Origin of the sequence: Streptomyces cinnamoneus, from assembly GCF_002939475.1 — a bacterium.
In the GTDB taxonomy this organism is placed as follows: Bacteria; Actinomycetota; Actinomycetes; order Streptomycetales; family Streptomycetaceae; genus Streptomyces; species Streptomyces cinnamoneus_A.
Window position 1 is genome coordinate 5,041,831 of sequence record NZ_PKFQ01000001.1, and the last position, 24,072, is coordinate 5,065,902.

A 24,072-nucleotide genomic window follows, 5' to 3' on the forward strand; every position below is an offset into this window, starting at 1 on the left:
ATATCCCCCTGTCGTGGTCCTCACGCATGATGTGCCCTGCACCTTCCAGGGTGAAACCAAAGAAAAGGTGCGGCACGCCAGCACGGCCCTCCCAGGCGGCCGGCCGGTAGAGTCCTCCCGCGTGCACCTCAAGAGTCTGACCCTGCGGGGGTTCAAATCCTTCGCCTCCGCCACGACCCTGCGCTTCGAACCCGGCATCACCTGCGTCGTGGGCCCCAACGGGTCCGGCAAGTCCAACGTCGTCGACGCCCTGTCATGGGTCATGGGCGAGCAGGGCGCCAAGTCCCTGCGCGGCGGCAAGATGGAGGACGTCATCTTCGCCGGGACGACCGGCCGCCCCCCGCTGGGCCGCGCCGAGGTCTCCCTGACGATCGACAACTCCGACGGCGCCCTGCCCATCGACTACGCCGAGGTCACCATCACGCGGATCATGTTCCGCAACGGCGGCAGCGAGTACCAGATCAACGGCGACACCTGCCGGCTCCTCGACATCCAGGAACTCCTCTCCGACTCCGGCATCGGCCGCGAGATGCACGTCATCGTCGGCCAGGGCCAGCTCGACTCGGTCCTGCACGCCGACCCCACGGGCCGCCGCGCCTTCATCGAGGAGGCGGCCGGCGTCCTCAAGCACCGCAAGCGCAAGGAGAAGGCGCTGCGCAAGCTCGACGCGATGCGCGCCAACCTCGCCCGCGTCCAGGACCTCACCGACGAGCTGCGCCGCCAGCTCAAGCCGCTGGGCCGGCAGGCCGCCGTCGCCCGCCGCGCCGCCGTCATCCAGGCCGACCTGCGCGACGCCCGGCTGCGCCTGCTCGCCGACGACCTGGTCACCCTGCGCGAGGCGCTGCGCTCGGAGATCGCCGACGAGGCCGCACTCAAGGCCCGCAAGGAGGCCGCCGAGGCCGAACTGCGCACCGCCGCCCAGCGCGAGGCCGCGCTGGAGGAACAGGTCCGCGAGCTCACCCCCCGCCTCGCCCTGGCCCAGCAGACCTGGTACGAGCTCTCGCGTCTCGCCGAGCGGGTGCGCGGCACCATCTCCCTCGCCGACGCCCGCGTCACCAGTGCCACCACCGCCCCCGCCGAGGACCGCCGAGGCCGCGACCCGGAGGACCTCGAACGCGAGGCCGCCCGCGTCCGGGAGCAGGAGGCCGAGCTCGAAGCCGCCCTCGAAGCCGCGAGCCGCGCACTGGAGGACACCTCCCAGCACCGCGCCGACCTCGAACGCCGGCTCGCCGAGGAGGAGCGCCGCCTGCGGGACGCGGCCCGTGCCGCCGCCGACCGCCGCGAACAACTGGCCCGGCTGCACGGCCGGGTCACCGCAGCCCGGGGCCGCGCCGCCTCCGCGGAGGCCGAGATCGGCCGCCTCGCGGCCGCCCGCGACGAGGCCGCCGAACGCGCGGCCGCCGCGCAGGAGGAGTACGAGCGCCACCAGGCCGAGGCCGACGGCGCCGACGCCGACGACGCCGAACTGGCCGCCGCCCACGACCGGGCCAAGGCGGAGCTGGCCGCCGCCCAGGCCGCCCTGGACGACGCCCGCGAGGCGGCCACCGAAGCCGAACGCCGCCGCGCGGCGGTCACCGCCCGCCACGACGCCCTCGCCCTGGGCCTGCGCCGCAAGGACGGCACCGGAGCCCTGCTGTCCGCGAAGGAACGATTGGGCGGGCTGCTCGGCCCCGCCGCGGAACTGCTGCGCGTCACCCCGGGCCACGAACTCCCCGTCGCCGCCGCCCTGGGCGCTGCGGCCGACGCGCTCGCCGTCACCGGCCCCGTGGCCGCCGCCGAGGCCCTGCGCCTGCTCAAGAAGGAGGACGCGGGCCGGGCGACCCTGCTCCTGGCCGGGGCGCCGGACGTGCCGGCGCCCCCCGCCGACGGCCGCGCGACACCGGCCGCCCACCTCGTGCGGGGCCCGGACGAACTGATGCCCGCCGTCCGCAGGCTGCTGCGCGACGTGGTCGTCGTCGACACGCTCGAGGACGCCGAGCACCTCGTCATGACCCGCCCGGGGCTGACCGCCGTCACCGCCGAGGGCGACCTGCTGGGCGCCCACTTCGCCCAGGGCGGCTCCGGGGGAGCGCCCAGCCTCCTGGAGACGCAGGCGGCCGTCGACGAGGCCGCGGCCGAGCTGACCGGGCTCGACGCACGCTGCACGGAACTGCGCGCGCGCCAGGACGCCGCCAAGGAGCGTCGCCGTGCCGCCGCCACGCTGGTGGACGAGCTGGCCGCCCGCCGCAGCACCGGCGACCGGGAGAAGTCGCGGGCCGCCCAGACCCTCGGCCGCCTGGCCGGCCAGGCCCGGGCGGCGGCCGGGGAGGCCGAACGCGCCGCGGCTGCCGCGCAACGCGCCGGCGAGGCCCTGGAGAGGGCCACGGAGGAGGCCGACGAGCTGGCCGAACGCCTGGCGGCGGCCGAGGAGCTCGCCCTCGCCGACGAGGAGGGGACGGACGAGCCGGACACCTCCGTCCGCGACCGCCTGGCCGCCGACGGCGCGAACGCCCGGCAGACGGAGATGGAGGCACGCCTCGCGGTCCGTACGCACGAGGAGCGCGTCAAGGCGCTCGCGGGCCGGGCCGACGGACTCGACAGGGCGGCCCGCGCCGAGCGGGAGGCACGCGCCCGCGCCGAACAGCGCCGCACCCGCCTGCGCCACGAGGCCGAGGTCGCCGCCGCCGTGGCGGCGGGCGCCCGGCAGCTGCTCGCGCACGTCGAGGCGTCGGTCGTCCGGGCCGACGGGGAACGCCGGGAGGCGGAGGCCGCGAAGGCCGAGCGGGAAAGCGAACTGATCGCCGGCCGCAACCAGGCGCGCGACCTCAAGGCCGAGCTGGACAAGCTCACCGACTCGGTCCACCGCGGCGAGGTGCTCGGCGCCGAGAAGCGCCTGCGCGTCGAAGCGCTGGAGACGAAGGCGCTGGAGGAGCTGGGCGTGGAACCCACGGCGCTGGTGGCCGAGTACGGCCCCGACCAGCTCGTGCCCCCCTCGCCCCCGGCTGAGGGCGAGGAGCTCCCCGACGACCCGGACCACCCCCGCAACCGCCCGGTGCCCTACGAACGGGCCGCCCAGGAGAAGCGTCTCAAGGCGGCCGAACGCGCGTACCAGCAGCTCGGCAAGGTCAACCCGCTCGCCCTGGAGGAGTTCGCGGCCCTGGAGGAGCGCCACAAGTTCCTCTCCGAACAGCTGGAGGACCTCAAGAAGACCCGGGCGGACCTGCTCCAAGTCGTCAAGGACGTCGACAAGCGAGTGGAGGAGGTCTTCACGGCGGCGTACCACGACACGGCCCGCGAGTTCGAGGGCGTCTTCTCCCGCCTCTTCCCCGGCGGCGAGGGCCGGCTGGTCCTCACCGACCCGGACGACATGCTGGCCACCGGCGTCGACGTCGAGGCCCGCCCGCCCGGCAAGAAGGTCAAGCGCCTCTCCCTGCTCTCCGGCGGCGAGCGCTCCCTGACGGCGGTCGCCCTGCTCGTGGCCATCTTCAAGGCGCGCCCGAGCCCGTTCTACGTGATGGACGAGGTCGAGGCGGCCCTGGACGACACCAACCTCCAGCGCCTGATCGGAATCATGAAGGAGCTCCAGGAGAGCTCCCAGCTGATCGTGATCACTCACCAGAAAAGGACCATGGAAGTCGCGGACGCCCTTTACGGGGTGTCGATGCAGGGCGACGGAGTGTCAAAGGTGATCAGTCAGCGGCTGCGCTAAAGCGGGACGCCTTCAACTTCTGAACCCAACTCTCCCCAAACTCCAGACAAACAACTTGGTCACAACCTATTGACTTAGAAAATTGAAGGCATAGGGTCTCCCACGTTGCTTACGCCTTCAAGTGGTGGTCCTTTCGATCTTGTGCCCCACTGGAAAGGCCACCCCCCACCCCGGCAACGTGGCCGGGTTCCAGGAGTACACGTTGACCAGCACTGCGACGGCGCCGGGGACGGAGGGCCGCAAGGCCCATCCGGACCACCTCGGCCATGTCATCTTCATCACCGCGGCCGCGGCCATGGGTGGCTTCCTCTTCGGCTACGACAGCTCCGTGATCAACGGCGCGGTCGAGGGCATCCGCGGGAAGTACGACATCGGCTCCGCCGCCCTGGCCCAGGTCATCGCCATCGCGCTGATCGGCTGCGCCATCGGCGCCGCCACGGCCGGCCGGGTCGCCGACCGCATCGGCCGCATCCGCGTCATGCAGATCTCCGCCGCGCTCTTCACGATCAGCGCGGTCGGCTCGGCGCTGCCCTTCGCGCTGTGGGACCTCGCCTTCTGGCGCGTCCTCGGCGGCATCGCCATCGGCATGGCCTCGGTCATCGGCCCGGCCTACATCGCCGAGGTCTCCCCGCCCGCCTACCGCGGCCGTCTCGGCGCCTTCCAGCAAGCCGCGATCGTCGTCGGCATCGCCATCTCCCAGCTCGTCAACTGGGGCATCCTCAACGTCGCCGACGGTGACCAGCGCGGTCACGTCCTGGGCATCGAGGCCTGGCAGCTCATGCTCGGCGTCATGGTGGTCCCGGCCGTCCTCTACGGCCTGCTCTCCTTCGCCATCCCCGAGTCCCCCCGCTTCCTGATCTCGGTCAACAAGATCGACAAGGCGAAGGCCGTCCTCGCCGACGTCGAGGGCCGCACCGTCGACCTCGACAAGCGCGTCGCCGAGATCGAGCTCGCGATGAAGAGCGAGCAGAAGTCGACCTTCAAGGACCTCCTGGGCGGCCGCTTCGGCCTCCTGCCGATCGTCTGGGTCGGCATCGGCCTCTCCGTCTTCCAGCAGTTCGTCGGCATCAACGTCGCGTTCTACTACTCGTCGACGCTGTGGCAGTCGGTGGGCGTCAACCCGGAGAGCTCGTTCTTCTACAGCTTCACGACGTCGATCATCAACATCGTCGGCACCGTGATCGCGATGGTCCTCGTCGACCGCGTCGGCCGCAAGCCGCTCGCGCTCGTCGGCTCGGTCGGTATGGCCGTCTCGCTGGCCCTTGAGGCATGGGCCTTCGCCTCCAAGGCCGCCGACGGCACCCTGCCGACCACCCAGGGCACCGTCGCCCTGATCGCGGCCCACGCCTTCGTGCTGTTCTTCGCGCTCTCCTGGGGCGTCGTGGTCTGGGTCTTCCTGGGCGAGATGTTCCCGAACCGCATCCGCGCGGCGGCCCTGGGCGTCGCCGCGTCGGCCCAGTGGGTGGCGAACTGGGCCATCACGGCCAGCTTCCCGAGCCTGGCGGACTGGAACCTGTCCGGCGCGTACGTGATCTACACGGTCTTCGCCGTGCTCTCGATCCCCTTCGTGATGAAGTTCGTGAAGGAGACGAAGGGCAAGGCGCTGGAGGAGATGGGCTAAACCCCCCCGCCGCCCCTCTCCTCGAAAGGGCGCTGCCCCGGCACAAGCCGGGGCAGCGCCCTTTCGCTGTTGAGGGCTGCCCGCAAACCGATGGCGGGGGGGGCTGCCCACCGACCGTCTGGCAGCCGTGGACGCGGCGGGAGCGGGCGGTGTGCCCGCAAACCGGCGGCGGGGGCTGCCCACACCAACCGCCCGGCAGCCGTGGACGCGGCGGGAGGGGGCGGGGTGGGACGGGGCCTGGCAGGGGGCGTAAAGCGCTCTTTGCGGGAGTGCGGGGCACGTATCGACACGTAACCAGGAACCGCAAAGAGGGCAGCCCCCAGAAGGCCCCGTCCCACCCCGCCCCCGCCCCACCACGCACCCGCACCCGTACCCGCACCCGTACGCGCACGCGCACGCGCACCCGCACAAACGAAGAGGGCCCCACCAGGGGGCCCTCAACCTCAGCCAAACGAACCGCAAACCAGCGCGCTACGCGGAGACCTTCTCCCGCTCCGTCGCGCGCTCCACACGACCCGCACCGTTCTCCCGCGGAACCGGCAGCACCGCCATCATCACCGCCGAGATCACGATCGTCGCCGCCCAGCCCAGGCCGTACTTGCCCACGAACGTCGACGCCAGCGGCCCCGAGAACCAGTCGCACTTCGTGAAGCACAGGCCCGCCACGAGCGCCACGCCCCACGCCGTCATGGCCTGCCAGCAGTAGCCGCCCACGTACCAGTACCGGCTCGTGCGCCCGGTGTCCATGAGCGCCTCCGCGTCGTACCGCACCGCCCGCGACCGGCGCCGTGCCATGTCCACCGCGTAGACACCGATCCACGCGGAGAACGAGACGGCGAGCAGGATCAGGAACGTGATGAAGGAGCTCAGGAAGCTCTTCGCGACGAGCATCAGCAGCAGGCCGCCGATGAGCGAGATCGCCGCGTTGATGCTCACGGCCATGGCCCGCGGCAGCTTCACGCCCATCGTCTGGGCGGTGAAACCGGCCGAGTACATCGACAGGCTGTTGATCAGCAGCATGCCCACGATCGCGGTGATCAGGTAGGGGACGGCCAGCCAGGTCGGCAGGATGTCGCCGAGGAACGACACGGGGTCCGGCGCGTCCGCGAGCTCGGGTGTGGCCACGGCCATGACCCCGCCCATGAGCACCATCGGCACCATGACGAGCCCCGCACCCGAGACGGTCACACCGACGATCTTCTTGCCGGAGGCGGCGTGCGGCAGGTAGCGCGCGAAGTCGGGGCCGGTCGGCACCCAGCTGATGCCACCCGCGGCGATCGTGCCGATGCCGGCGATCATCATCGCGGTCGTACCGGCGGGCTTGGAGAAGACCTCGTCCCACTTGATGTTGGCGATCAGGTAGCCGAGCACCAGCACGCTGAAGACGCCGAACAGGTAGGTCGACCAGGTGTTGCAGACGTTCAGCGCCTTGCGCCCCATGCCGCTCACGAGGAACGTGCTCGCGACGAACACGAACAGCGTCACGACGATCAGCGCGGTGTTGCTCTTCACGCCGAGGACCAGGTCGAGGACGGTGAGCACCGCGTACGCACCGGTGACCGCGTTGATCGTCTCCCAGCCGAAGCGCGCGACCCACAGGATCGCGCCGGGGAAGAGGTTGCCCCGCACGCCGAACGTGGCCCGGGAGAGCATCGCGCCGGGCGCGCCGCCCCACTTGCCGGACACGGACAGCACACCGACGAGGCCGAACGACACGAGCGCCGCGCACGCGGCGACGATCAGGACCTGCCAGAAGTTCAGGGCGTTGAAGACGATCAGCGCCGCGCCCATGGTGAGCAGCAACACGCTGATGTTGGCGGCGACCCAGGTGGGGAAGAGCTCCCGGACCCGGCCGTGCCGCTCGTGATCGGGTACGGGCTCGATGCCGCGGGTCTCGATGGCGCCTGCGGCGCCTTCGGGGCTGGACACGTTGGCGCCTTCGGCAGCGTTGTCCATGGTGGGGGCCATATCGGGGGCTCCGTGCGGGGTGTGACAGGGCGGGGCCTGGGCAGAAAGGGACGTTGGGACTCTACGCGCGTCGCGTGAGCCCACGCCATCGTACTTAGATCTAACTTTGGGCAGTTAGTGCCATAAGTCCTTGTGGCAAACCACAAACCACACCATCGCCCCGGCACCGGAACGGCGTGACCATGAAGCGTCCGCGGGGCGGAGACGGCGCTGCGGCGCCCGCACCCGGAGGTGTCCGATACTGGGGTCGTTATGGAAATCGTCATCCTTGCTGTAGTCATCGCTGTGGTCGCGCTCGGCGCGATCAGCGGGCTCGTGGTCAGCAGCCGCAAGAAGAAGCAGCTGCCCCCCGCTCCGCCGAGCAGCCCGTCCGTCACCGCGCCGCCCGCCGAGCCGCACGTCGGCGAGGAGGCCGAGACCCCGCGCGCGGAGCCGCGCCGCACCGTCGAAGAGGTGGAGCTCCCCGAGGCCCCGGCCGAGGCGGAGACCGCTCCCGTCGTCGAGCCGGAGGCCGCGGCCCCCGCCGCTCCCGCCGAGCCCGAGATCGAGGTCCCCGAGCCCACGGCCGGCCGCCTCGTGCGCCTGCGCGCCCGCCTCTCCCGTTCGCAGAACTCCCTCGGCAAGGGTCTGCTGACCCTGCTCTCCCGCGAGCACCTCGACGAGGACACGTGGGAGGAGATCGAGGACACCCTGCTCACCGCCGACGTCGGCGTCGCCCCCACCCAGGAGCTGGTGGAGCGGCTGCGCGAGCGGGTGAAGGTGCTCGGCACCCGCACCCCCGACGAGCTGCGCGGCCTGCTCCGTGAGGAACTGCTCGCCCTCATCGGCACGGACTTCGACCGCAGCGTCCACACCGAGCCCGGCATCGGCGTGAACGGCGAGGAGAAGCCCGGCGTCGTCATGGTCGTCGGTGTCAACGGCACCGGCAAGACCACCACCACCGGCAAGCTGGCCCGGGTGCTCGTCGCCGACGGCAAGTCCGTCGTCCTTGGCGCAGCTGACACCTTCCGTGCCGCCGCCGCCGATCAGCTGCAGACCTGGGGCGAGCGCGTGGGTGCCCGGACGGTCCGCGGCCCCGAGGGCGGCGACCCGGCGTCGATCGCGTTCGACGCGGTCAAGGAGGGCATCGCCGAGAAGGCGGACGTCGTCCTCGTCGACACGGCGGGCCGGCTGCACACCAAGACCGGTCTCATGGACGAGCTGGGCAAGGTCAAGCGCGTCGTGGAGAAGCACGGCTCGGTCGACGAGGTGCTGCTGGTCCTGGACGCGACCACCGGCCAGAACGGCCTGGTGCAGGCGCGCGTGTTCGCCGAGGTCGTGGACATCACCGGCATCGTCCTGACCAAGCTGGACGGCACCGCCAAGGGCGGCATCGTCGTGGCGGTCCAGCGCGAGCTGGGCGTCCCGGTCAAGCTCGTCGGCCTGGGTGAGGGCGCGGACGACCTGGCGCCGTTCGAGCCGGAGGCGTTCGTGGACGCGCTCATCGGCGACTGACGTTTCCCAGCGCCACGGACGCCGGCGCGGCGTCCGGCAGGACCACGAAGGGCCCCTCGGCAGCCGAGGGGCCCTTTTCCGTGCGCGCCTTCAAAGGCCGACGCACTCAACACCGACGCACCCGGAACCCACGCACCCAGAACGCCCGCACCCGGAACCCGAGCACCCAGACCCAAGCACCCACGACGCGCGTGCCGGACGCGCACACTCAGGACGACGGCCCGACGGACCGGTGACACACGTACGCGAGGGTGCCCAGCAGCAGCCGGGCCTCCGGGGGCCGGCCGGCCGTGTCCAGCGCGGGCGGCAGCAGCCAGCGCATCGGGCCCAGACCCGCGTGGTCCGACGGCGGCGCGGTGATGTGGTCTCCGCGGCCCAGGCCCCGCAGGTCGAGGCGCGCGTCGTCCCACCCCATGCGGTACAGCAGCTGGGGGAGTTCCGAGGCGGCGCCGGGGGCGACGAAGAACAGCGCGCGCTCGTGCGGGGTGAGGGCCACGGGGCCCAGCGGCAGCCCCATCCGCTCCAGCCGCGCCAGCGCGTGCCGGCCGGCCGCCTCCGGGACCTCCAGGACGTCGAACGACCGCCCCACGGGCAGCAGCACGGCCGCGCCCGGCACCTCGGCCCAGGCGGCCGCCGCCTCGTCCAGCGTGGCGCCCGCGGGGACCGACGGGGCGAAGGCGAGCGGATGGGCGCCGGGGGAGGGGCAGCCGGTGGCCCCGCACGAGCAGGTCACCCGGCCGCCGGCGCGGGCGGCCCGGGCCCCCGGCACGACGTCCCACCCCCACAGGCCCGTGTACTCCGCGACCGTGGTCACCGGTTCGGACGCTCGCCCTCGGCGTCGAGAGGTCGAGCGCAGATCCCGGATGCCGCCGATTGTGAAGCCCATGCCCCCTCCAACGGGTCGTGCTCGCGGATGGTTACGTGTCGGAGTGTCTCGGACACGCACGGTCGCGGGCGTCTTCTCCGGGGCGGCGCGACGGTGCGCGATGGGTGGTGCGTCGCGACCCTCGCGCCGTGGCGAACATCGGTACACCGATCCGCGGGCCTTCCTGCGATCGTTCCGTGTCAAGTCAATCGCGAAGAGCGCCCGAGGAGTTCATTCCTTGGGGTGGCGAATGGTGGCGTTTACTGGACTGCTCTCGCGTGACCGGTGATCGTAGGATTACTTTCGGTACATGAACCCAGCCGGACAAGCGGCCGCAAGGGGCGGCAGGCTGTTGGCGGTTCACGCCCGGCTGCGCGCGGACGCGCGGGGCGTAGATTGCAGAGCTTCGGATGGGGGCGTTCCCGTGGGCGGCAATGTCAGCGGTGCCGGTGGCGCCGACAGCGCCGAGAAGGCGGACAGGGCCGAGAAGGCCGAGAAGCGCCCCAACGACCAGCTGAACTCGTGGTTCCTGCGCAGCGGCTGGTCGAAGGGCGAGCTGGCGCGCCAAGTGAACCGCCGGGCCCGCCAGTTGGGTGCCCACCACATCAGCACGGACACCTCCCGGGTGCGCCGCTGGCTCGACGGGGAGCAGCCGCGCGAGCCCATCCCGAAGATCCTTTCCGAGCTGTTCTCCGAGCGCTTCGGCTGTGTCGTGGGCGTCGAGGACATCGGGCTGCGCGTCGCGCACCAGTCGCCCTCGGTGTCGGGGGTGGACCTCCCCTGGGCGGCGCCTCAGACCGTCGAGCTGCTCAGCGAGTTCTCCCGCAGCGACCTGATGCTGGCCCGCCGCGGCTTCCTCGGCACCTCGCTCGCCCTCTCCGCCGGCCCCGCCCTCATCGAGCCCATGCAGCGCTGGCTGGTGCCGGGCCCCGGCCGGGAGGCGGCCGACCGGTCCGCCGAGCGGGACCGCGTCCGCCGGACCCGGCTCTCGCGGCCCGAGCTGGAGCTGCTGGAGTCCACCACCGTGATGTTCCGGCAGTGGGACGCCCAGTGCGGCGGCGGCCTGCGCCGCAAGGCCGTGGTCGGACAGCTCCACGAGGTCACCGACCTCCTCCAGGAGCCGCAGCCGGAGGACACCTCCAAGCGGCTGTTCAAGGTCGCCGCCGAGCTGGCCGAGCTGGCCGGCTGGATGAGCTACGACGTCGGCCTCCACCCCACCGCGCAGAAGTACTTCGTGCTCGCCCTGCACGCCGCCAAGGAGGCGGGGGACCGCCCCCTGGGGTCGTACATCCTCTCCAGCATGAGCCGGCAGATGATCCACCTCGGCCGGCCGGACGACGCCCTGGAGCTCATCCACCTCGGCCAGTACGGCTCGCGGGAATCGGCCACCGCCCGCACCCAGGCCATGTTGTACGCGATGGAGGCCCGCGCGTACGCCAACATGGGCCAGCCCGCCAAGGTCAAGCGCGCCGTGGGCATGGCGGAGGACTGCTTCGCCGACTGCGGCACGCGCGACGGCGACCCCGACTGGATCCGCTTCTTCTCCGAAGCCGAGCTGAACGCGGAGAACGCCCACTCGTTCCGCGACCTCGCCTACGTGGCCGGCCGCAGCCCCACCTACGCCCAGCTGGCGCGGCCCAAGATGGAGCGGGCCGTCGAGCTCTTCTCCCAGGACAGCGAGCACCAGCGGTCCTACGCGCTCAACCTCATCGGCATGGCCACCGTGCACCTGATGCAGCGGGAGCCCGAGGCGAGCACCGCCCCCGCCAAGCAGGCGCTCAGGATCGCCAGGCAGGTGCGCTCGGAGCGGGTCAACAACCGCCTCCGCAAGACCGTGGACACCGCCGCGCGCGACTTCGGCGACGTCTGCGCGGTGCAGGAACTGACCGACGAACTCGCCGTCCACCTGCCGGAATCAGCGGAGGCCGCCCACGCGGTCTGACGCCCCCCGGCCCCCCTACCCGGCCGCGGCGACCCTCCCGTACAGCCCGACTCGGCTCCCCCACGCCAGGTCAGAAAGGGCAGGTCGTCGCGGTCGGTCGCGCCTGCGGCCCCGCGGCTTCCGGCTTCCGCGGAGGCGACCGCGCCTCCGCGGGCCCTCCGTCCGGCGTCCCCCGATCAGGTGGTCGCGGAGGATAGCGGGAAGCCGCGCGTGACCTTCCGGAATTCACCCCGGCGTAACACGCCCGCTCCCTTCGTCACTGGCGCGAAACAGCCGGCTCCATCCGCTGAAACCGCGCTGCGTCAGCCTCTAGGCCACACCGGCCCACCCGATCCGCACGGGCCGCCGCCGCGAGGAGACACCGACATTGAATGGCGCAGACACCGCATTCGTCTTGATCAGTGCCGCGCTCGTGATGCTGATGACACCCGCCCTGGCCTTCTTCTACGGCGGCATGGTGCGGGTGAAGAGCGCGCTCAACATGCTGATGATGTCGTTCATCTCGCTCGGCATCGTCAGCGTCCTGTGGGTGCTCTTCGGCTACTCGCTCGCGTTCGGTGACGACATCGGGGCCGGGCTGCTGGGCGACCTCGGCCACGTCGGCTTCAAGGGCATCACCCCCGAGACGCTCACCGGCGGCAAGGAGGGCATCCCGGTCCTCGCCTTCGCCCTCTTCCAGCTGATGTTCGCGGTCATCACCCCCGCCCTGATGAGCGGCGCCCTCGCCGACCGGGTCAAGTTCAGCGCCTGGTCGCTGTTCATCACCTTGTGGGTGACGGTCGTCTACTTCCCGGTCGCGCACTGGGTGTGGCAGGAGGACGGCTGGCTCTTCAAACTGAAGGTCATCGACTTCGCCGGTGGCACCGCCGTCCACATCAACGCGGGCATCGGCGCCCTCGCCGCCGTGCTCGTGGTCGGCAAGCGCGTCGGCTTCAAGAAGGACCCCATGCGCCCGCACAGCCTGCCGCTGGTGATGCTCGGCGCGGGGCTGCTGTGGTTCGGCTGGTTCGGCTTCAACGCCGGCTCCGCGCTCGCCGCCAACGGCGTCGCCGCCAACATGGCCATGAACACCCAGGTCGCCACCGGCGCCGCCATGCTCGGCTGGCTCGCCTACGAGCGCGTCAGGCACGGCGCGTTCACCACCCTGGGCGCCGCCTCCGGAGCCGTCGCCGGGCTCGTGGCCATCACGCCCTCCGGGGCCGCCGTCAACGCCTTCGGCGCGATCCTCATCGGCCTCGTCGCCGGGGCGGTCTGCTCCTGGGCCGTCAGCTGGAAGTTCCGCCTCGGCTTCGACGACTCCCTCGACGTGGTCGGCGTCCACCTCGTCGGCGGCGTGATCGGTACGCTCCTCGTCGGCCTCCTCGCCACCGGCGGCGTGGGCGGCCTCACCCAGCTCGGCCGGCAGGCGGCCGGAGCGTTCTCGGTGATGGCCTACTCCTTCGCGGTCTCCTGGCTGCTGGCCAAGCTCGTCGACAAGACCGTCGGATTCCGGGCGAGCGAGGACGACGAGGTCAGCGGCATCGACCAGGCCTTCCACGCCGAGACGGCCTACGACTTCAGCGCCGTCGGCGGCGCCCCCGCCTCCCGCAGCGGCCACCAGACCCCCGCTCAGCACCTGACCAAGAAGGTGGACGCGTGAAGCTCATCACCGCGATCATCAAGACCCACCAGTTCGACGCGGTCAAGGCCGCCCTCCAGGCCTTCGGCGTCCGCGGCCTGACGGTCACCGAGGCCAGCGGGTACGGCCGCCAGCGCGGCCACACCGAGGTCTACCGCGGCGCGGAGTACACCATCGACCTCGTCCCCAAGATCCGCATCGAGGTCCTCGCCGAGGACGCCGACACCGACGACATCGTCGACGTCGTCGTCAAGACTGCCCGCACCGGAAAGATCGGCGACGGCAAGGTCTGGGTCGTCCCGGTCGAGACCGTCGTGCGCGTCCGGACCGACGAGCGCGGTCCGGACGCGCTCTGAACGAGGGGAACCCCAGGTGACGGACGGACTGACGAAGCAGCCGGCAGCCGGCGCGGCGACGCGCGGCACCGCCGCCGGCCCGGTGGACAGAGCCGGCTCCACGGCCGGCGGCACCGGCGGGAAGGACGCCACAGCCCCGGAGACCGGCGGCTACGCGGCCACCCGGCTGCGGCTCCTGCACCGGGAGGACCTCTCCGGACCGCCCCTGCGCACCGCGCTGGCCCGGCTCACCGACGACTGGCTCGCGACGCTCCTCGGCCCCGCCGAGGGCGTCGCCCTCGTCGCCGTCGGCGGCTACGGCCGCGGCGAACTCTCCCCCCGCAGCGACCTCGACGTCCTGCTCCTGCACGACGGCACCGCCATGTCCCAGATCGCGGCCCTGGCCGACCGCGTCTGGTACCCCGTCTGGGACATGGGCCTCGCCCTCGACCACTCCGTCCGCACCCCCGCCGAGGCCCGCAGGACCGCCGCCGGCGACCTCAAGGTCCACCTCGGCCTCCTCGACGCCCGCCACCTCGCCGGCGACCCCGCCCTCACCGCCGCCCTGCGCACCACCGCCTACGAGGACTGGCGGGCCCAGGCCCCCGCCCGCCTGCCCGAGCTGCGCGAACTGTGCGAGGAGCGGGCTCGGCGCCAGGGCGAACTGCGCTTCCTCCTCGAACCCGACCTCAAGGAGGCCCGCGGCGGACTCCGCGACGCCACCGCCCTGCGGGCCGTCGCCGCCTCCTGGCTCGCCGACGCCCCCCGCGAGGGCCTCGACCGCGCCCGCGCCCTCCTCCTCGACACCCGCGACGCCCTCCACCGCGTCACCGGCCGCGCCACCGACCGGCTCGCCCTCCAGGAGCAGGAGCAGGTCGCCCGCCGGCTCGGCCTCGCCGACGCCGACACCCTGCTCCGCGAGGTCTACGAGGCCGGCCGCACCGTCTCCTACGCCACCGACGTCACCTGGCGCGAGGTCACCCGCGTCCTGCGCTCCCGCTCCGGCCGGCCCCGGCTGCGCCGCATCCTCGGCGGCCGGGGAGGGCGGGGCGGCTTCGTGCAACCCCAGCGCGTCCCGCTCGCCGAAGGCGTGGTCGAGCAGGACGGCGAAGCCGTGCTCGCCCGCACCGCCCGGCCCGAGCACGACCCCGTCCTGCCCCTGCGCGCGGCCGCCGCGGCGGCCCAGGCCGGGCTGCCGCTGTCCCCGCCCACCGTGCGCCGGCTGGCCGCCGCGGGCCCGCTGCCGGTGCCCTGGCCCGCCGAGGCCCGGGAGCAGCTCGTCACCCTGCTCGGCGCGGGGGAGCCGACCGTGGCCGTCTGGGAGGCCCTGGAGGCGGAGGGCCTCGTCTCCCGGCTGCTGCCCGAGTGGGCCCACGTGCGCTGCCGCCCCCAGCGCAACCCCGTCCACCGCTGGACCGTCGACCGGCACCTGGTCGAGACGGCGGTCCGGGCCTCCGCCCTGACCCGCCGCGTCGGCCGCCCCGACCTGCTGCTCATGGCGGCCCTCCTGCACGACCTGGGCAAGGGACACCCCGGCGACCACAGCGAGGCCGGCGAGACGCTCGCCCGCGCCCTCGCCCCCCGCCTCGGCTTCGACGGCGCCGACACCGACGTCCTCGCCACGCTCGTACGCCACCACCTCCTCCTCGCCGAGACCGCCACCCGGCGCGACCTCGACGACCCCGCCACGATCCGCGCCGTCACCGACGCGGTCGGCTCCGCCGGCACGCTGGAGCTGCTGCACGCCCTCACCGAGGCCGACGCCCTCGCGACCGGCCCGGCGGCCTGGAGCACCTGGCGCGCGTCCCTCGTGGCCGACCTCGTCCGCCGCGCGGGCGCCGCGCTCGCCGGCCGCCCCGTCGCGGCCCGCACCGAGCCGGCCCCGCCGACCGCGGGGGAGGAACGGCTGGCGATCGAGGCGCTGCGCACCGCCGGACCGGTCGTGGCCCTGGAGCCGCCGCCGGAGGGCGCGGGCCAGGACTCCGTCGAGCTGACCGTCGCCGTCCCCGACCAGCCGGGCGTGCTGCCCGCCACGGCCGGCGTCCTCGCCCTGCACCGCCTGACGGTCCGTGCCGCCGAGGTCCGGGCGGTGGCCCCGGCCCCCGCCGTCGGCAGTGCGCTCCTGCTGAACTGGCGGGTGGCCGCCGAGTACGGCTCCCCGCCGGAGGCGGCCCGGCTGCGGAACGACCTCGTACGCGCCCTGGACGGCTCCCTGGACGTCGCCGCGCGGCTGGCCGAGCGCGAGGCGGCGTACGGCAGGCGCCGCGTCGTCCACGCGCCGCCCCGCGTCAGCGTGGTGGAGGGCGTCTCCCGGGCGGCAACGGTCCTGGAGGTCCGCGCCCAGGACGCTCCGGGGCTGCTGCACCGCATCGGCCGGGCCCTGGAGGACGCGGGGGTGTGGGTACGCAGCGCACGGGTGAGCACGCTGGGGGCGAGTGTGGTGGACGCGTTCTATGTGACGGGGGCGGAGGGGGGCGTTCTCGACCCGGAGGAGGCGGCCGCGGTGGCCAGGAAGGTGCGGGAGTCCCTGGGCGGCTGACCGGAGGTGGCGGGGGCGGATACCCTTGGTGGTCAGCTGCCGCTCGACTCTCGACCAGAAGGATCCGCGACCACCGTGTTCGATACCCTCTCCGACCGCCTCGCAGCGACTTTCAAGAGCCTCCGGGGCAAGGGCCGCCTCTCCGAGGCGGACATCGACGCCACCGCGCGCGAGATCCGCATCGCCCTGCTCGAGGCCGACGTGGCGCTGCCCGTCGTCCGCGCCTTCATCAAGCAGGTGAAGGAGCGCGCCCTCGGCTCCGAGGTCTCGCAGGCGCTGAACCCGGCCCAGCAGGTCATCAAGATCGTCAACGAGGAGCTCGTCGGCATCCTCGGCGGCGAGACCCGCCGGCTGCGCTTCGCCAAGACCGCGCCGACCGTCATCATGCTCGCCGGTCTCCAGGGTGCCGGTAAGACGACGCTCGCCGGAAAGCTCGGCCGCTGGCTGAAGGCGCAGGGCCACAGCCCGCTGCTCGTCGCCTGTGACCTCCAGCGCCCCAACGCCGTCAACCAGCTCTCCGTCGTCGCCGAGCGCGCCGGCGTCGGCGTCTACGCGCCGCAGCCGGGCAACGGCGTCGGCGACCCGGTGCAGGTCGCCAAGGACTCGATCGAGTTCGCCCGCGCCAAGCAGTACGACATCGTCGTCGTCGACACCGCCGGCCGTCTCGGCATCGACGCCGAGATGATGCAGCAGGCCGCGGACATCCGCGACGCGGTGCAGCCGCAGGAGATCCTCTTCGTCGTCGACGCCATGATCGGCCAGGACGCGGTCAACACCGCCGAGGCCTTCCGTGACGGCGTCGGCTTCGACGGCGTCGTGCTGTCCAAGCTCGACGGCGACGCCCGCGGCGGTGCCGCCCTGTCGGTCGCGCACGTGACCGGCAAGCAGATCATGTTCGCCTCCAACGGCGAGAAGCTGGACGACTTCGACGCGTTCCACCCGGACCGCATGGCGTCCCGCATCCTCGGCATGGGCGACATGCTCAGCCTCATCGAGAAGGCCGAGCAGACCTTCAGCCAGGACGAGGCCGAGAAGATGGCGGCCAAGCTGGCGAAGGGGCCCAAGGAGTTCACGCTCGACGACTTCCTGTCGCAGATGGAGCAGGTCCGCAAGATGGGCTCCATCTCCAAGCTGCTCGGCATGCTGCCGGGCATGGGGCAGATCCGGGACCAGATCAACAACCTCGACGAGCGCGACGTCGACCGCACCGCCGCGATCATCAAGTCGATGACCCCGGCCGAGCGCCAGGACCCGACGATCATCAACGGATCCCGCCGGGCGCGCATCGCCAAGGGTTCGGGCGTGGACGTCAGCGCCGTGAAGAACCTGGTCGAGCGGTTCTTCGACGCCCGCAAGATGATGTCCCGCATGGCTCAGGGCGGCGGCATGCCGGGCATGCCGGGGCTGCCGGGCATGGGCGGCGGAGCCGGTCGCAAGAAGAAGCAGCAGAAGCAGGCCAAGGGCAAGCGCCAGTCGGGCAACCCGATGAAGCGCAAGGCCGAGGAGCAGGCCGCCGCCGAGCGCCGCGAGCAGGCGCAGGCGGGCAACCCGCTGGGTCTGCCGGCCGGGCAGGACGCCGAGAAGTTCGAACTCCCCGACGAGTTCAAGAAGTTCATGGGCTGAGCGGCGGCGCCGCACAGCTGACGAGAACGGCCCCCCGGCGTGCTGCCGGGGGGCCGTTCTCGTTGACCGCTTCCCGAAAGGCGGCCCGCGGGGCGCCTCTAGGTCCGGGCTATCAGATAGCGGAAGACGTTCGGCATCCACACCGTTCCGTCGGTGCGCAGATACGGGTGGAGCGCCTCGATGAGTTCCTTGACGACCTGTTCCTCATCGGTGGCGCGGGCTGCCGCGTCGAAGGCGCCCGTGGACAGCAGACCGCGCACGGCGCTGCTCATGTCGGCGTAGCCGTACGGGCAGGAGACGCGGCCGGAGCCGTCAGGGGTCAGGCCGGCTTCGCGGGCGAGGTTCTCCAGGTCGTCGCGGCGGCTGGGCCGCCAGCGGGCCGGGGCGCACATCGGGTCGGCCAGGCGGGCCGCCACCCGCAGGGCCGCGGAGGCCGCGCAGCGCTCATGGGGGCCCCAGCCGGCCAGGACGACGGGTGTGCCGCGCTCGGCGCAGCCGGCGGCACGGGCGAGGGCCCCGGCCAGGCCGCGGGGGTCGCCGCCGGCGCTGAACAGCGGGTCGAAGACGGTGATGAGGTTGAAGAGCGGGCCCGTGGGCGAGAGGACGGTCTCGGGGCCGCCGAGGCCCAGGCGGGTGCCGCCCGCGGGGGCGCCCTCGGGCAGGAGCCGTTCGCGGGCCAGTTCCAGCCGGCGTTCGTCCTCGTCGACGCCGCAGACGTCGGCGCCGCGGGCGGAGGCCATGAGCAGGGCCAGGCCGGAGCCGCAGCCGAGGCTGAGGAGCCGGGTGCCGGGTCCGGCCTCCAGGCGCTCGTACACCGCTTCGTAGAGCGGCACCAGCATCCGTTCCTGGATTTCCGCCCAGTCGCGGGCCCGGGTCTCGGGCGAGGTCGAGGACGGCCGGTGCCGCCGAACGAGCGTTGGTGTCATCGAATGCGCCCCAATCCGCCGTAAGCGTGTCTTGGTCCAGTAGCTGCCGCCCCCATGTGCCGTGCTGTGTGAAGCCTCGTGCCATGCCGCTGTGCGCGCTGCCGAAAACTCCCCCCGATGCCAGAGAACTCCGCTTCCGTCCCCGAGTCCAGGGGATGGCGCGAGAAGGTTCCCCTGACGCCACGATGGCATGTGCCGGGCGTCATCGCACGGGATGCCGGAAGGTCTTCACAAAGGTTTGCGGAACGGCCGCCGGCGGGCGGGAACGGGGCGGGGGAGCGGCCCGGGCGGCCGGGGAGGCGGGGTTGCGGCCGGACGGATTCACACTCGGCCTGAGGAGCCCCGTACCATTCGCAGCATGGCAAAGGCTCCCATTCTCACCCCCCAGGCGGAAGACTTCCCGCGCTGGTACCAGGACTTGATCAACAAGGCCGAGCTGGCCGACAACGGCCCGGTGCGCGGCACCATGGTCATCCGCCCGTACGGCTATGGGCTCTGGGAGCGCATGCAGCAGGAGATGGACGCCCGGATCAAGGACGCGGGCGCCTCCAACGCGTACTTCCCGCTCTTCATTCCGCAGTCCTACCTGACGCGGGAGGCGGAGCACGTCGAGGGCTTCGCCCCCGAGCTCGCGGTCGTCACGCACGGCGGCGGCAAGGAGCTGGAGGAGCCGGTCGTCGTGCGGCCGACCTCCGAGACGATCATCAACGAGTACTTCTCGAAGTGGGTGCAGAGCTACCGCGACCTGCCCCTGCTGATCAACCAGTGGGCGAACGTGGTGCGTTGGGAGATGCGTCCGCGCGTCTTCCTGCGGACGAGCGAGTTCCTCTGGCAGGAGGGCCACACCGCCCACGCCACGTACGAGGACGCGCGCGACTACGCGGCCCGTATCCACCGGGACGTGTACTACGACTTCATGGTCAACGTGCTGGGCATCGACGTGGTGCTCGGCCGCAAGACCCCCAAGGAGCGCTTCGCGGGCGCCATCAACACCCTCACCCTCGAGGGCATGATGGGCGACGGCAAGGCGCTGCAGATGGGCACCAGCCACGAGCTGGGCCAGAACTTCGCCAAGGCCTTCAACACCTCGTACCTGTCCAAGGACGGGCACCAGGAGATGGTCTGGCAGACGTCCTGGGGCGTCTCGACCCGCATGGTCGGCGGTCTGATCATGTCGCACGGTGACGACAAGGGCCTGCGGGTGCCGCCGCGCCTCGCCTCCGTCCAGGCCGTGGTCCTGGCGATCAAGGGCGACGACGCCGTCCTCGCCAAGGTCCGGGAGATCGGCGACCAGCTCAAGGCCGCCGGGATCCGGGTGCAGGTCGACGACCGCACCGACACGCCCTTCGGCCGGCGTGCCGTGGACTGGGAGCTCAAGGGCGTTCCGGTGCGCATCGAGATCGGCCCGCGCGACCTGGAGAACGGCACCGCGATGCTGGCCCGCCGCATCCCCGGCGGCAAGGAGCCGGTGCGCATCGAGGAGCTGGCCGCGCTGCTGCCGAAGGTCCTGGAGGAGGACCAGGCGCTGCTGCTGAGCCAGTCGCGCGAGCGCCGCGAGTCCCGCACGACGGACGTGAAGACGATCGAGGAGGCCGCCGAGGCCGCCGTGGCCGGCGGCTGGGCGCGCATCCCGTGGGCGACCCTGGGCGTGGAGGGCGAGGCCAAGCTGGCCGAGCAGGCCGTGACCGTGCGCTGCCTGGTCGGCGAGGACGGCTCCGTGCCGGAGACCGACGACGCGCCGGGCGCCCTCGCGATCGTCGCGCGCGCCTACTGATCCCTGTGCCCCCGGGCGCGCGCCGAAGGGCGCGTGCCCGGGGGTTTTGCGCTGCGACAGGCCGCTCGGGACGCTTACTGCCGAGTCAGTACGTCCCACCTTGCGAACTGGTGCGCGACTCATCCGCCTTCTCCGCAGTTCTGCGCACCCGCCCTCGTCGGGGTGTATCAGTCGGGAAACTGACTGGTACGTGCAAATTATTTGGGATGGCCCGGTATCGGAACACCGGGCCACCCCGGCTCGTTGTCACGACGTGAGCACGACACCACCTGTTCTCGCCGCAGAGCTGGCGCAGGCGTGGGCCGACATTCAGCGGTTCCACCCCGAGCTGCCGGATCTAGCCGCGCCCGAATCGTTGATCGGGGAGTCGTCGTCCGCCTGCGGCGCCGAGCTCTCCTTCGAAAGGCTGCTGCACGAGGCAGTGCACGGCATCGCGGCCGCCCGCGGTGTCCGGGACACTTCGCGTGCCGGCCGCTACCACAACCGGCGGTTCCTGGCGATCGCCGAGGAGCTGGGGCTCGACCACAGTGATGAGCCGCATCCCAGCAGTGGCTTCTCCCTGGTCGTGCTCAACCCGGAGGCGCGCAAGCGCTACCGCCCGACCATCGAGAGACTGCAGCGCGCCCTGAAGGCGCACTCCGTCGCGACCACCGCCGACACCTCGCGCACCTTCCGGGGCCCGGCGGCGCGCCACGGCTCGTCCGGCGGGGGCGTGCGGGTGAAGGCGGTCTGCGAGTGCGGGCGGAACGTGCGCGTCGTGCCGTCGGTGCTGGCCCAGGCCCCGATCATGTGCGGCGGCTGCGGGCAGCCCTTCCGGATCCCCGAGGCCGTCTCGGTCGGCTGACCTGGAACCGTATGGCACAATGAATGGCTGTACTCGACAGTCGCACAGGACCCCTCTCTCCTTCCGGCTGACGCGTCCATCGGGCACCCCGAGTACCGCAACCCCACGTGGCATCTCGTTGTGCCCAACCACGTCAAGACCAGGAGACACCACTCCCGTGGCAGTCAAGATCAAGCTGAAGCGTCTGGGCAAGATCCGTTCGCCTCACTACCGCATCGTCGTCGCCGACTCCCGTACCCGCCGTGACGGCCGGGCCATCGAGGAGATCGGTCTGTACCACCCGGTGCAGAACCCCTCGCGCATCGAGGTCAACAGCGAGCGTGCCCAGTACTGGCTGAGCGTCGGCGCGCAGCCGACCGAGCCCGTGCTGGCCATCCTGAAGGTCACCGGCGACTGGCAGAAGTTCAAGGGTCTGCCGGCCCCCGCCCCGATGCTCGTCGCCGAGCCGAAGAAGGACCACAGCGGTCTCTTCGACGCCGTCGTGAGCGCCGCGGACGAGTCGAAGGGTGAGGCCATCACCCCGAAGGCGAAGAAGTCGGAGAAGAAGGACGAGGCCGCCGAGGCTGCCGAGTCCGCTGAGTCGACCGAGGCCTGAGGATGCTCGAGGAGGCCCTTGAGCACCTCGTGAAGGGCATCGTCGACAACCCCGACGACGTGCAGATCGCCTCGCGCAATCTGCGTCGTGGGCGTGTGCTGGAGGTCCGGGTCCACCCCGACGACCTCGGCAAGGTGATCGGCCGCAACGGCCGTACCGCCCGCGCGCTGCGTACCGTCGTGGGCGCCATCGGCGGCCGTGGCATCCGTGTCGACCTCGTCGATGTGGACCAGGTCCGCTGAGAAGCGATTGAAGCACCGGCACGGGCCGGGAAGGAATCTCCTTCCCGGCCCGTTGTCGCGTTCATGGAGCACATGTGAGAAGGATGAGAGCGTGCAGCTGGTAGTCGGGAGGATCGGCCGCGCCCATGGCATCAAGGGCGAGGTCACCGTTGAGGTGCGCACGGACGAGCCCGAACTGCGGCTCGGACCGGGCGCCGTGCTGGCCACGGACCCGGCGGGTGCGGGGCCGCTGACCATCGAGACCGGCCGGGTGCACAGCGGGCGGCTGCTGCTGCGGTTCGCCGGCGTGGCCGACCGCACCGCCGCCGAGGCGCTGCGCAACACACTGCTGATCGCCGACGTCGACCCCGACGAGACTCCCGACGACCCCGAGGAGTTCTACGACCACCAGCTGATGGACCTCGACGTCGTCACCGTCGACGGCGCGGCCGTCGGCCGGATCGCGGAGATCGCCCATCTGCCGTCACAGGACCTCTTCATCGTGGAGCGTCCCGACGGCGGCGAGGTGATGATCCCGTTCGTCAACGAGATCGTCGTGGAGATCGACCTGGAGGGGCAGCGGGCCGTCGTCGACCCGCCGCGCGGCCTGCTGGACGCCGACCAGGCCGAGGTCGCGAGCTCCCGCGACGAGAGCGGCACCGGTGAGGACGGCGCCGCCCGTGACGGGGACGCGGAGGACGAGTCCTGATGCGCCTCGACGTCGTCACGATCTTCCCCGAGTACCTCGAACCGCTGAACGTCTCGCTCGTCGGCAAGGCCCGCGCCCGCGGCCAGCTCGACGTGCGCGTGCACGACCTGCGGGAGTGGACGCACGACAAGCACAACACCGTCGACGACACCCCCTACGGCGGCGGCCCCGGCATGGTCATGAAGCCGGAGCCCTGGGGCGAGGCCCTCGACTCGATCATCGAATCCGGTGAGGGGCAGCCGACGATCGTCGTCCCGACGCCCAGCGGCAAGCCCTTCACCCAGGAACTCGCCGTCGAGCTGTCCGAGAAGCCGTGGCTGGTCTTCACCCCCGCCCGCTACGAGGGCATCGACCGCCGGGTCATCGAGGAGTACGCCGAACGGGTCGACGTCCGCGAGGTCTCCATCGGTGACTACGTGCTCGCCGGCGGCGAGGCTCCGGTGCTGGTCATGGTGGAGGCCGTCGCCCGGCTGCTGCCGGGGGTGCTCGGCAACGCCGAGTCGCACCGCGACGACTCCTTCGCGCCCGGCGCCATGGCCGACCTGCTGGAAGGGCCCGTCTACACCAAGCCGCCCGAGTGGCGCGGCCGCGGCATCCCCGAGGTGCTGCTCAGCGGCCACCACGGCAAGATCGCCCGCTGGCGCCGCGACGAGGCGTTCCGGCGCACGGCCGTGAACCGGCCGGACCTCCTGGAGCGCGCCGACCCCGGGGCCTTCGACAAGAAGGACCGCGAAATGCTCTCCATCCTGGGCTGGGCGCCCGGCGCCGACGGCCGATTTGGGCGACTGGGCCAGGACGTGGAAGAATAAGCCGTTGCCTTGCGCCCGGCGCACGCCCCTGCCACAGGGGGAACGACGTCCGCCCGGTGTGTTCGGCAGCCTTTCCACTTCGGTACGAATTCCGCTGATGACCTGTGGCATCGGCGAGGAAGCAGACGCTCATGTCCTCCCTGCTCGACAACGTCAACGCCGCGTCCCTGCGCACCGACGTCCCGGCCTTCCGCCCCGGCGACACCGTGAACGTCCACGTTCGCGTCATCGAGGGCAACCGCTCCCGTATCCAGCAGTTCAAGGGCGTCGTCATCCGCCGCCAGGGCGCGGGCATCAGCGAGACCTTCACGGTCCGCAAGGTCTCCTTCTCCGTCGGCGTCGAGCGCACCTTCCCGGTGCACAGCCCGATCTTCGAGAAGGTCGAGCTGATCACCCGCGGTGACGTCCGTCGCGCCAAGCTGTACTACCTCCGTGAGCTGCGCGGCAAGGCCGCGAAGATCAAGGAGAAGCGCGACAACTGAGCTTCCCGCCGGCGTCCCG

At 72.1% G+C, this 24,072-nt stretch carries 18 protein-coding genes; 15 read left to right on the forward strand and 3 right to left on the reverse strand.

Annotation, left to right across the window (positions count from 1 at the left end):
* Positions 1 to 121: 121 nt before the first annotated feature.
* Both smc and CYQ11_RS22725 read left to right on the forward strand, forming a co-directional pair.
* Positions 122 to 3,688: a chromosome segregation protein SMC gene (gene smc, locus CYQ11_RS22720; RefSeq protein ID WP_099200998.1), complete on the forward strand. Its 3,567-nt coding sequence runs from the start codon at positions 122 to 124 to the stop codon at positions 3,686 to 3,688.
* Positions 3,689 to 3,890: 202 nt separating this feature from the next.
* Positions 3,891 to 5,309, forward strand: a complete 1,419-nt coding sequence (locus CYQ11_RS22725) for a sugar porter family MFS transporter (RefSeq protein WP_099201638.1) — start codon at positions 3,891 to 3,893, stop codon at positions 5,307 to 5,309.
* 471 nt (positions 5,310 to 5,780) lie between these two features.
* Here the strand turns inward: CYQ11_RS22725 and CYQ11_RS22730 are convergent, their stop codons facing one another.
* Positions 5,781 to 7,265, reverse strand: coding sequence for a purine-cytosine permease family protein (locus CYQ11_RS22730; RefSeq protein WP_099201637.1), 1,485 nt, complete (start codon positions 7,263 to 7,265; stop codon positions 5,781 to 5,783).
* Between the two features lie 264 nt (positions 7,266 to 7,529).
* Here CYQ11_RS22730 and ftsY point away from each other — a divergent pair, with 264 nt between their 5' ends.
* Entirely contained in the window at positions 7,530 to 8,771 is a 1,242-nt protein-coding gene (gene ftsY / locus CYQ11_RS22735) for a signal recognition particle-docking protein FtsY (protein WP_099200997.1), read from the forward strand.
* 208 nt (positions 8,772 to 8,979) lie between these two features.
* Here ftsY and CYQ11_RS22740 read toward each other — a convergent pair whose 3' ends face one another.
* Positions 8,980 to 9,657 carry a bifunctional DNA primase/polymerase gene (locus tag CYQ11_RS22740; RefSeq protein ID WP_099200996.1) on the reverse strand — a complete coding sequence of 226 codons (678 nt, stop codon included), beginning with the start codon at positions 9,655 to 9,657 and terminating at the stop codon, positions 8,980 to 8,982.
* A 403-nt stretch (positions 9,658 to 10,060) separates the two neighbouring features.
* Between CYQ11_RS22740 and nsdA the strand changes: the two genes are divergently transcribed.
* The 5 genes from nsdA to ffh all read left to right on the forward strand — a co-directional run bounded on the left by nsdA (position 10,061) and on the right by ffh (position 17,693).
* Complete coding sequence (nsdA, locus tag CYQ11_RS22745) at positions 10,061 to 11,578, forward strand: transcriptional repressor NsdA (protein WP_398781195.1); 1,518 nt, start codon at positions 10,061 to 10,063, stop codon at positions 11,576 to 11,578.
* Between the two features lie 367 nt (positions 11,579 to 11,945).
* On the forward strand, positions 11,946 to 13,217 hold the full coding sequence (locus tag CYQ11_RS22750; RefSeq protein WP_099200995.1) for an ammonium transporter: 1,272 nt from the start codon (positions 11,946 to 11,948) through the stop codon (positions 13,215 to 13,217).
* The gene (locus CYQ11_RS22755; RefSeq protein ID WP_099200994.1) at positions 13,214 to 13,552 is read left to right on the forward strand and encodes a P-II family nitrogen regulator; all 339 of its coding nucleotides are present in this window, start codon (positions 13,214 to 13,216) and stop codon (positions 13,550 to 13,552) included. Before CYQ11_RS22750 ends, CYQ11_RS22755 begins: the two co-directional genes overlap by 4 nt.
* Positions 13,553 to 13,718: 166 nt before the next feature.
* Positions 13,719 to 16,070 carry a [protein-PII] uridylyltransferase gene (locus CYQ11_RS22760; protein WP_240003601.1) on the forward strand — a complete coding sequence of 784 codons (2,352 nt, stop codon included), beginning with the start codon at positions 13,719 to 13,721 and terminating at the stop codon, positions 16,068 to 16,070.
* Positions 16,071 to 16,145: 75 nt separating this feature from the next.
* Positions 16,146 to 17,693, forward strand: a complete 1,548-nt coding sequence (gene ffh, locus CYQ11_RS22765; RefSeq protein ID WP_099200993.1) for a signal recognition particle protein — start codon at positions 16,146 to 16,148, stop codon at positions 17,691 to 17,693.
* Positions 17,694 to 17,791: 98 nt separating this feature from the next.
* On the opposite strand, the gene CYQ11_RS22770 is transcribed toward ffh, so the two are convergent.
* Positions 17,792 to 18,619: a class I SAM-dependent methyltransferase gene (locus CYQ11_RS22770; RefSeq protein ID WP_099200992.1), complete on the reverse strand. Its 828-nt coding sequence runs from the start codon at positions 18,617 to 18,619 to the stop codon at positions 17,792 to 17,794.
* A 358-nt stretch (positions 18,620 to 18,977) separates the two neighbouring features.
* Between CYQ11_RS22770 and proS the strand changes: the two genes are divergently transcribed.
* From proS to rplS, 7 genes are all read left to right on the forward strand, one after another.
* Positions 18,978 to 20,393, forward strand: a complete 1,416-nt coding sequence (proS, locus tag CYQ11_RS22775) for a proline--tRNA ligase (protein ID WP_099200991.1) — start codon at positions 18,978 to 18,980, stop codon at positions 20,391 to 20,393.
* Between the two features lie 253 nt (positions 20,394 to 20,646).
* Positions 20,647 to 21,237 (forward strand): hypothetical protein, encoded by a 591-nt coding sequence (locus tag CYQ11_RS22780; protein ID WP_099200990.1) that lies wholly within the window; start codon positions 20,647 to 20,649, stop codon positions 21,235 to 21,237.
* Positions 21,238 to 21,394: 157 nt separating this feature from the next.
* Positions 21,395 to 21,832, forward strand: a complete 438-nt coding sequence (gene rpsP / locus CYQ11_RS22785; protein ID WP_099200989.1) for a 30S ribosomal protein S16 — start codon at positions 21,395 to 21,397, stop codon at positions 21,830 to 21,832.
* Positions 21,833 to 21,834: 2 nt separating this feature from the next.
* Positions 21,835 to 22,074, forward strand: coding sequence for an RNA-binding protein (locus CYQ11_RS22790; RefSeq protein WP_099200988.1), 240 nt, complete (start codon positions 21,835 to 21,837; stop codon positions 22,072 to 22,074).
* A gap of 91 nt (positions 22,075 to 22,165) precedes the next feature.
* Positions 22,166 to 22,762: a ribosome maturation factor RimM gene (gene rimM / locus CYQ11_RS22795; protein WP_099200987.1), complete on the forward strand. Its 597-nt coding sequence runs from the start codon at positions 22,166 to 22,168 to the stop codon at positions 22,760 to 22,762.
* Positions 22,762 to 23,571, forward strand: coding sequence for a tRNA (guanosine(37)-N1)-methyltransferase TrmD (gene trmD / locus CYQ11_RS22800; RefSeq protein ID WP_099200986.1), 810 nt, complete (start codon positions 22,762 to 22,764; stop codon positions 23,569 to 23,571). Before rimM ends, trmD begins: the two co-directional genes overlap by 1 nt.
* Positions 23,572 to 23,702: 131 nt before the next feature.
* Positions 23,703 to 24,053 carry a 50S ribosomal protein L19 gene (rplS, locus tag CYQ11_RS22805; protein WP_099200985.1) on the forward strand — a complete coding sequence of 117 codons (351 nt, stop codon included), beginning with the start codon at positions 23,703 to 23,705 and terminating at the stop codon, positions 24,051 to 24,053.
* Positions 24,054 to 24,072 lie beyond the last annotated feature (19 nt).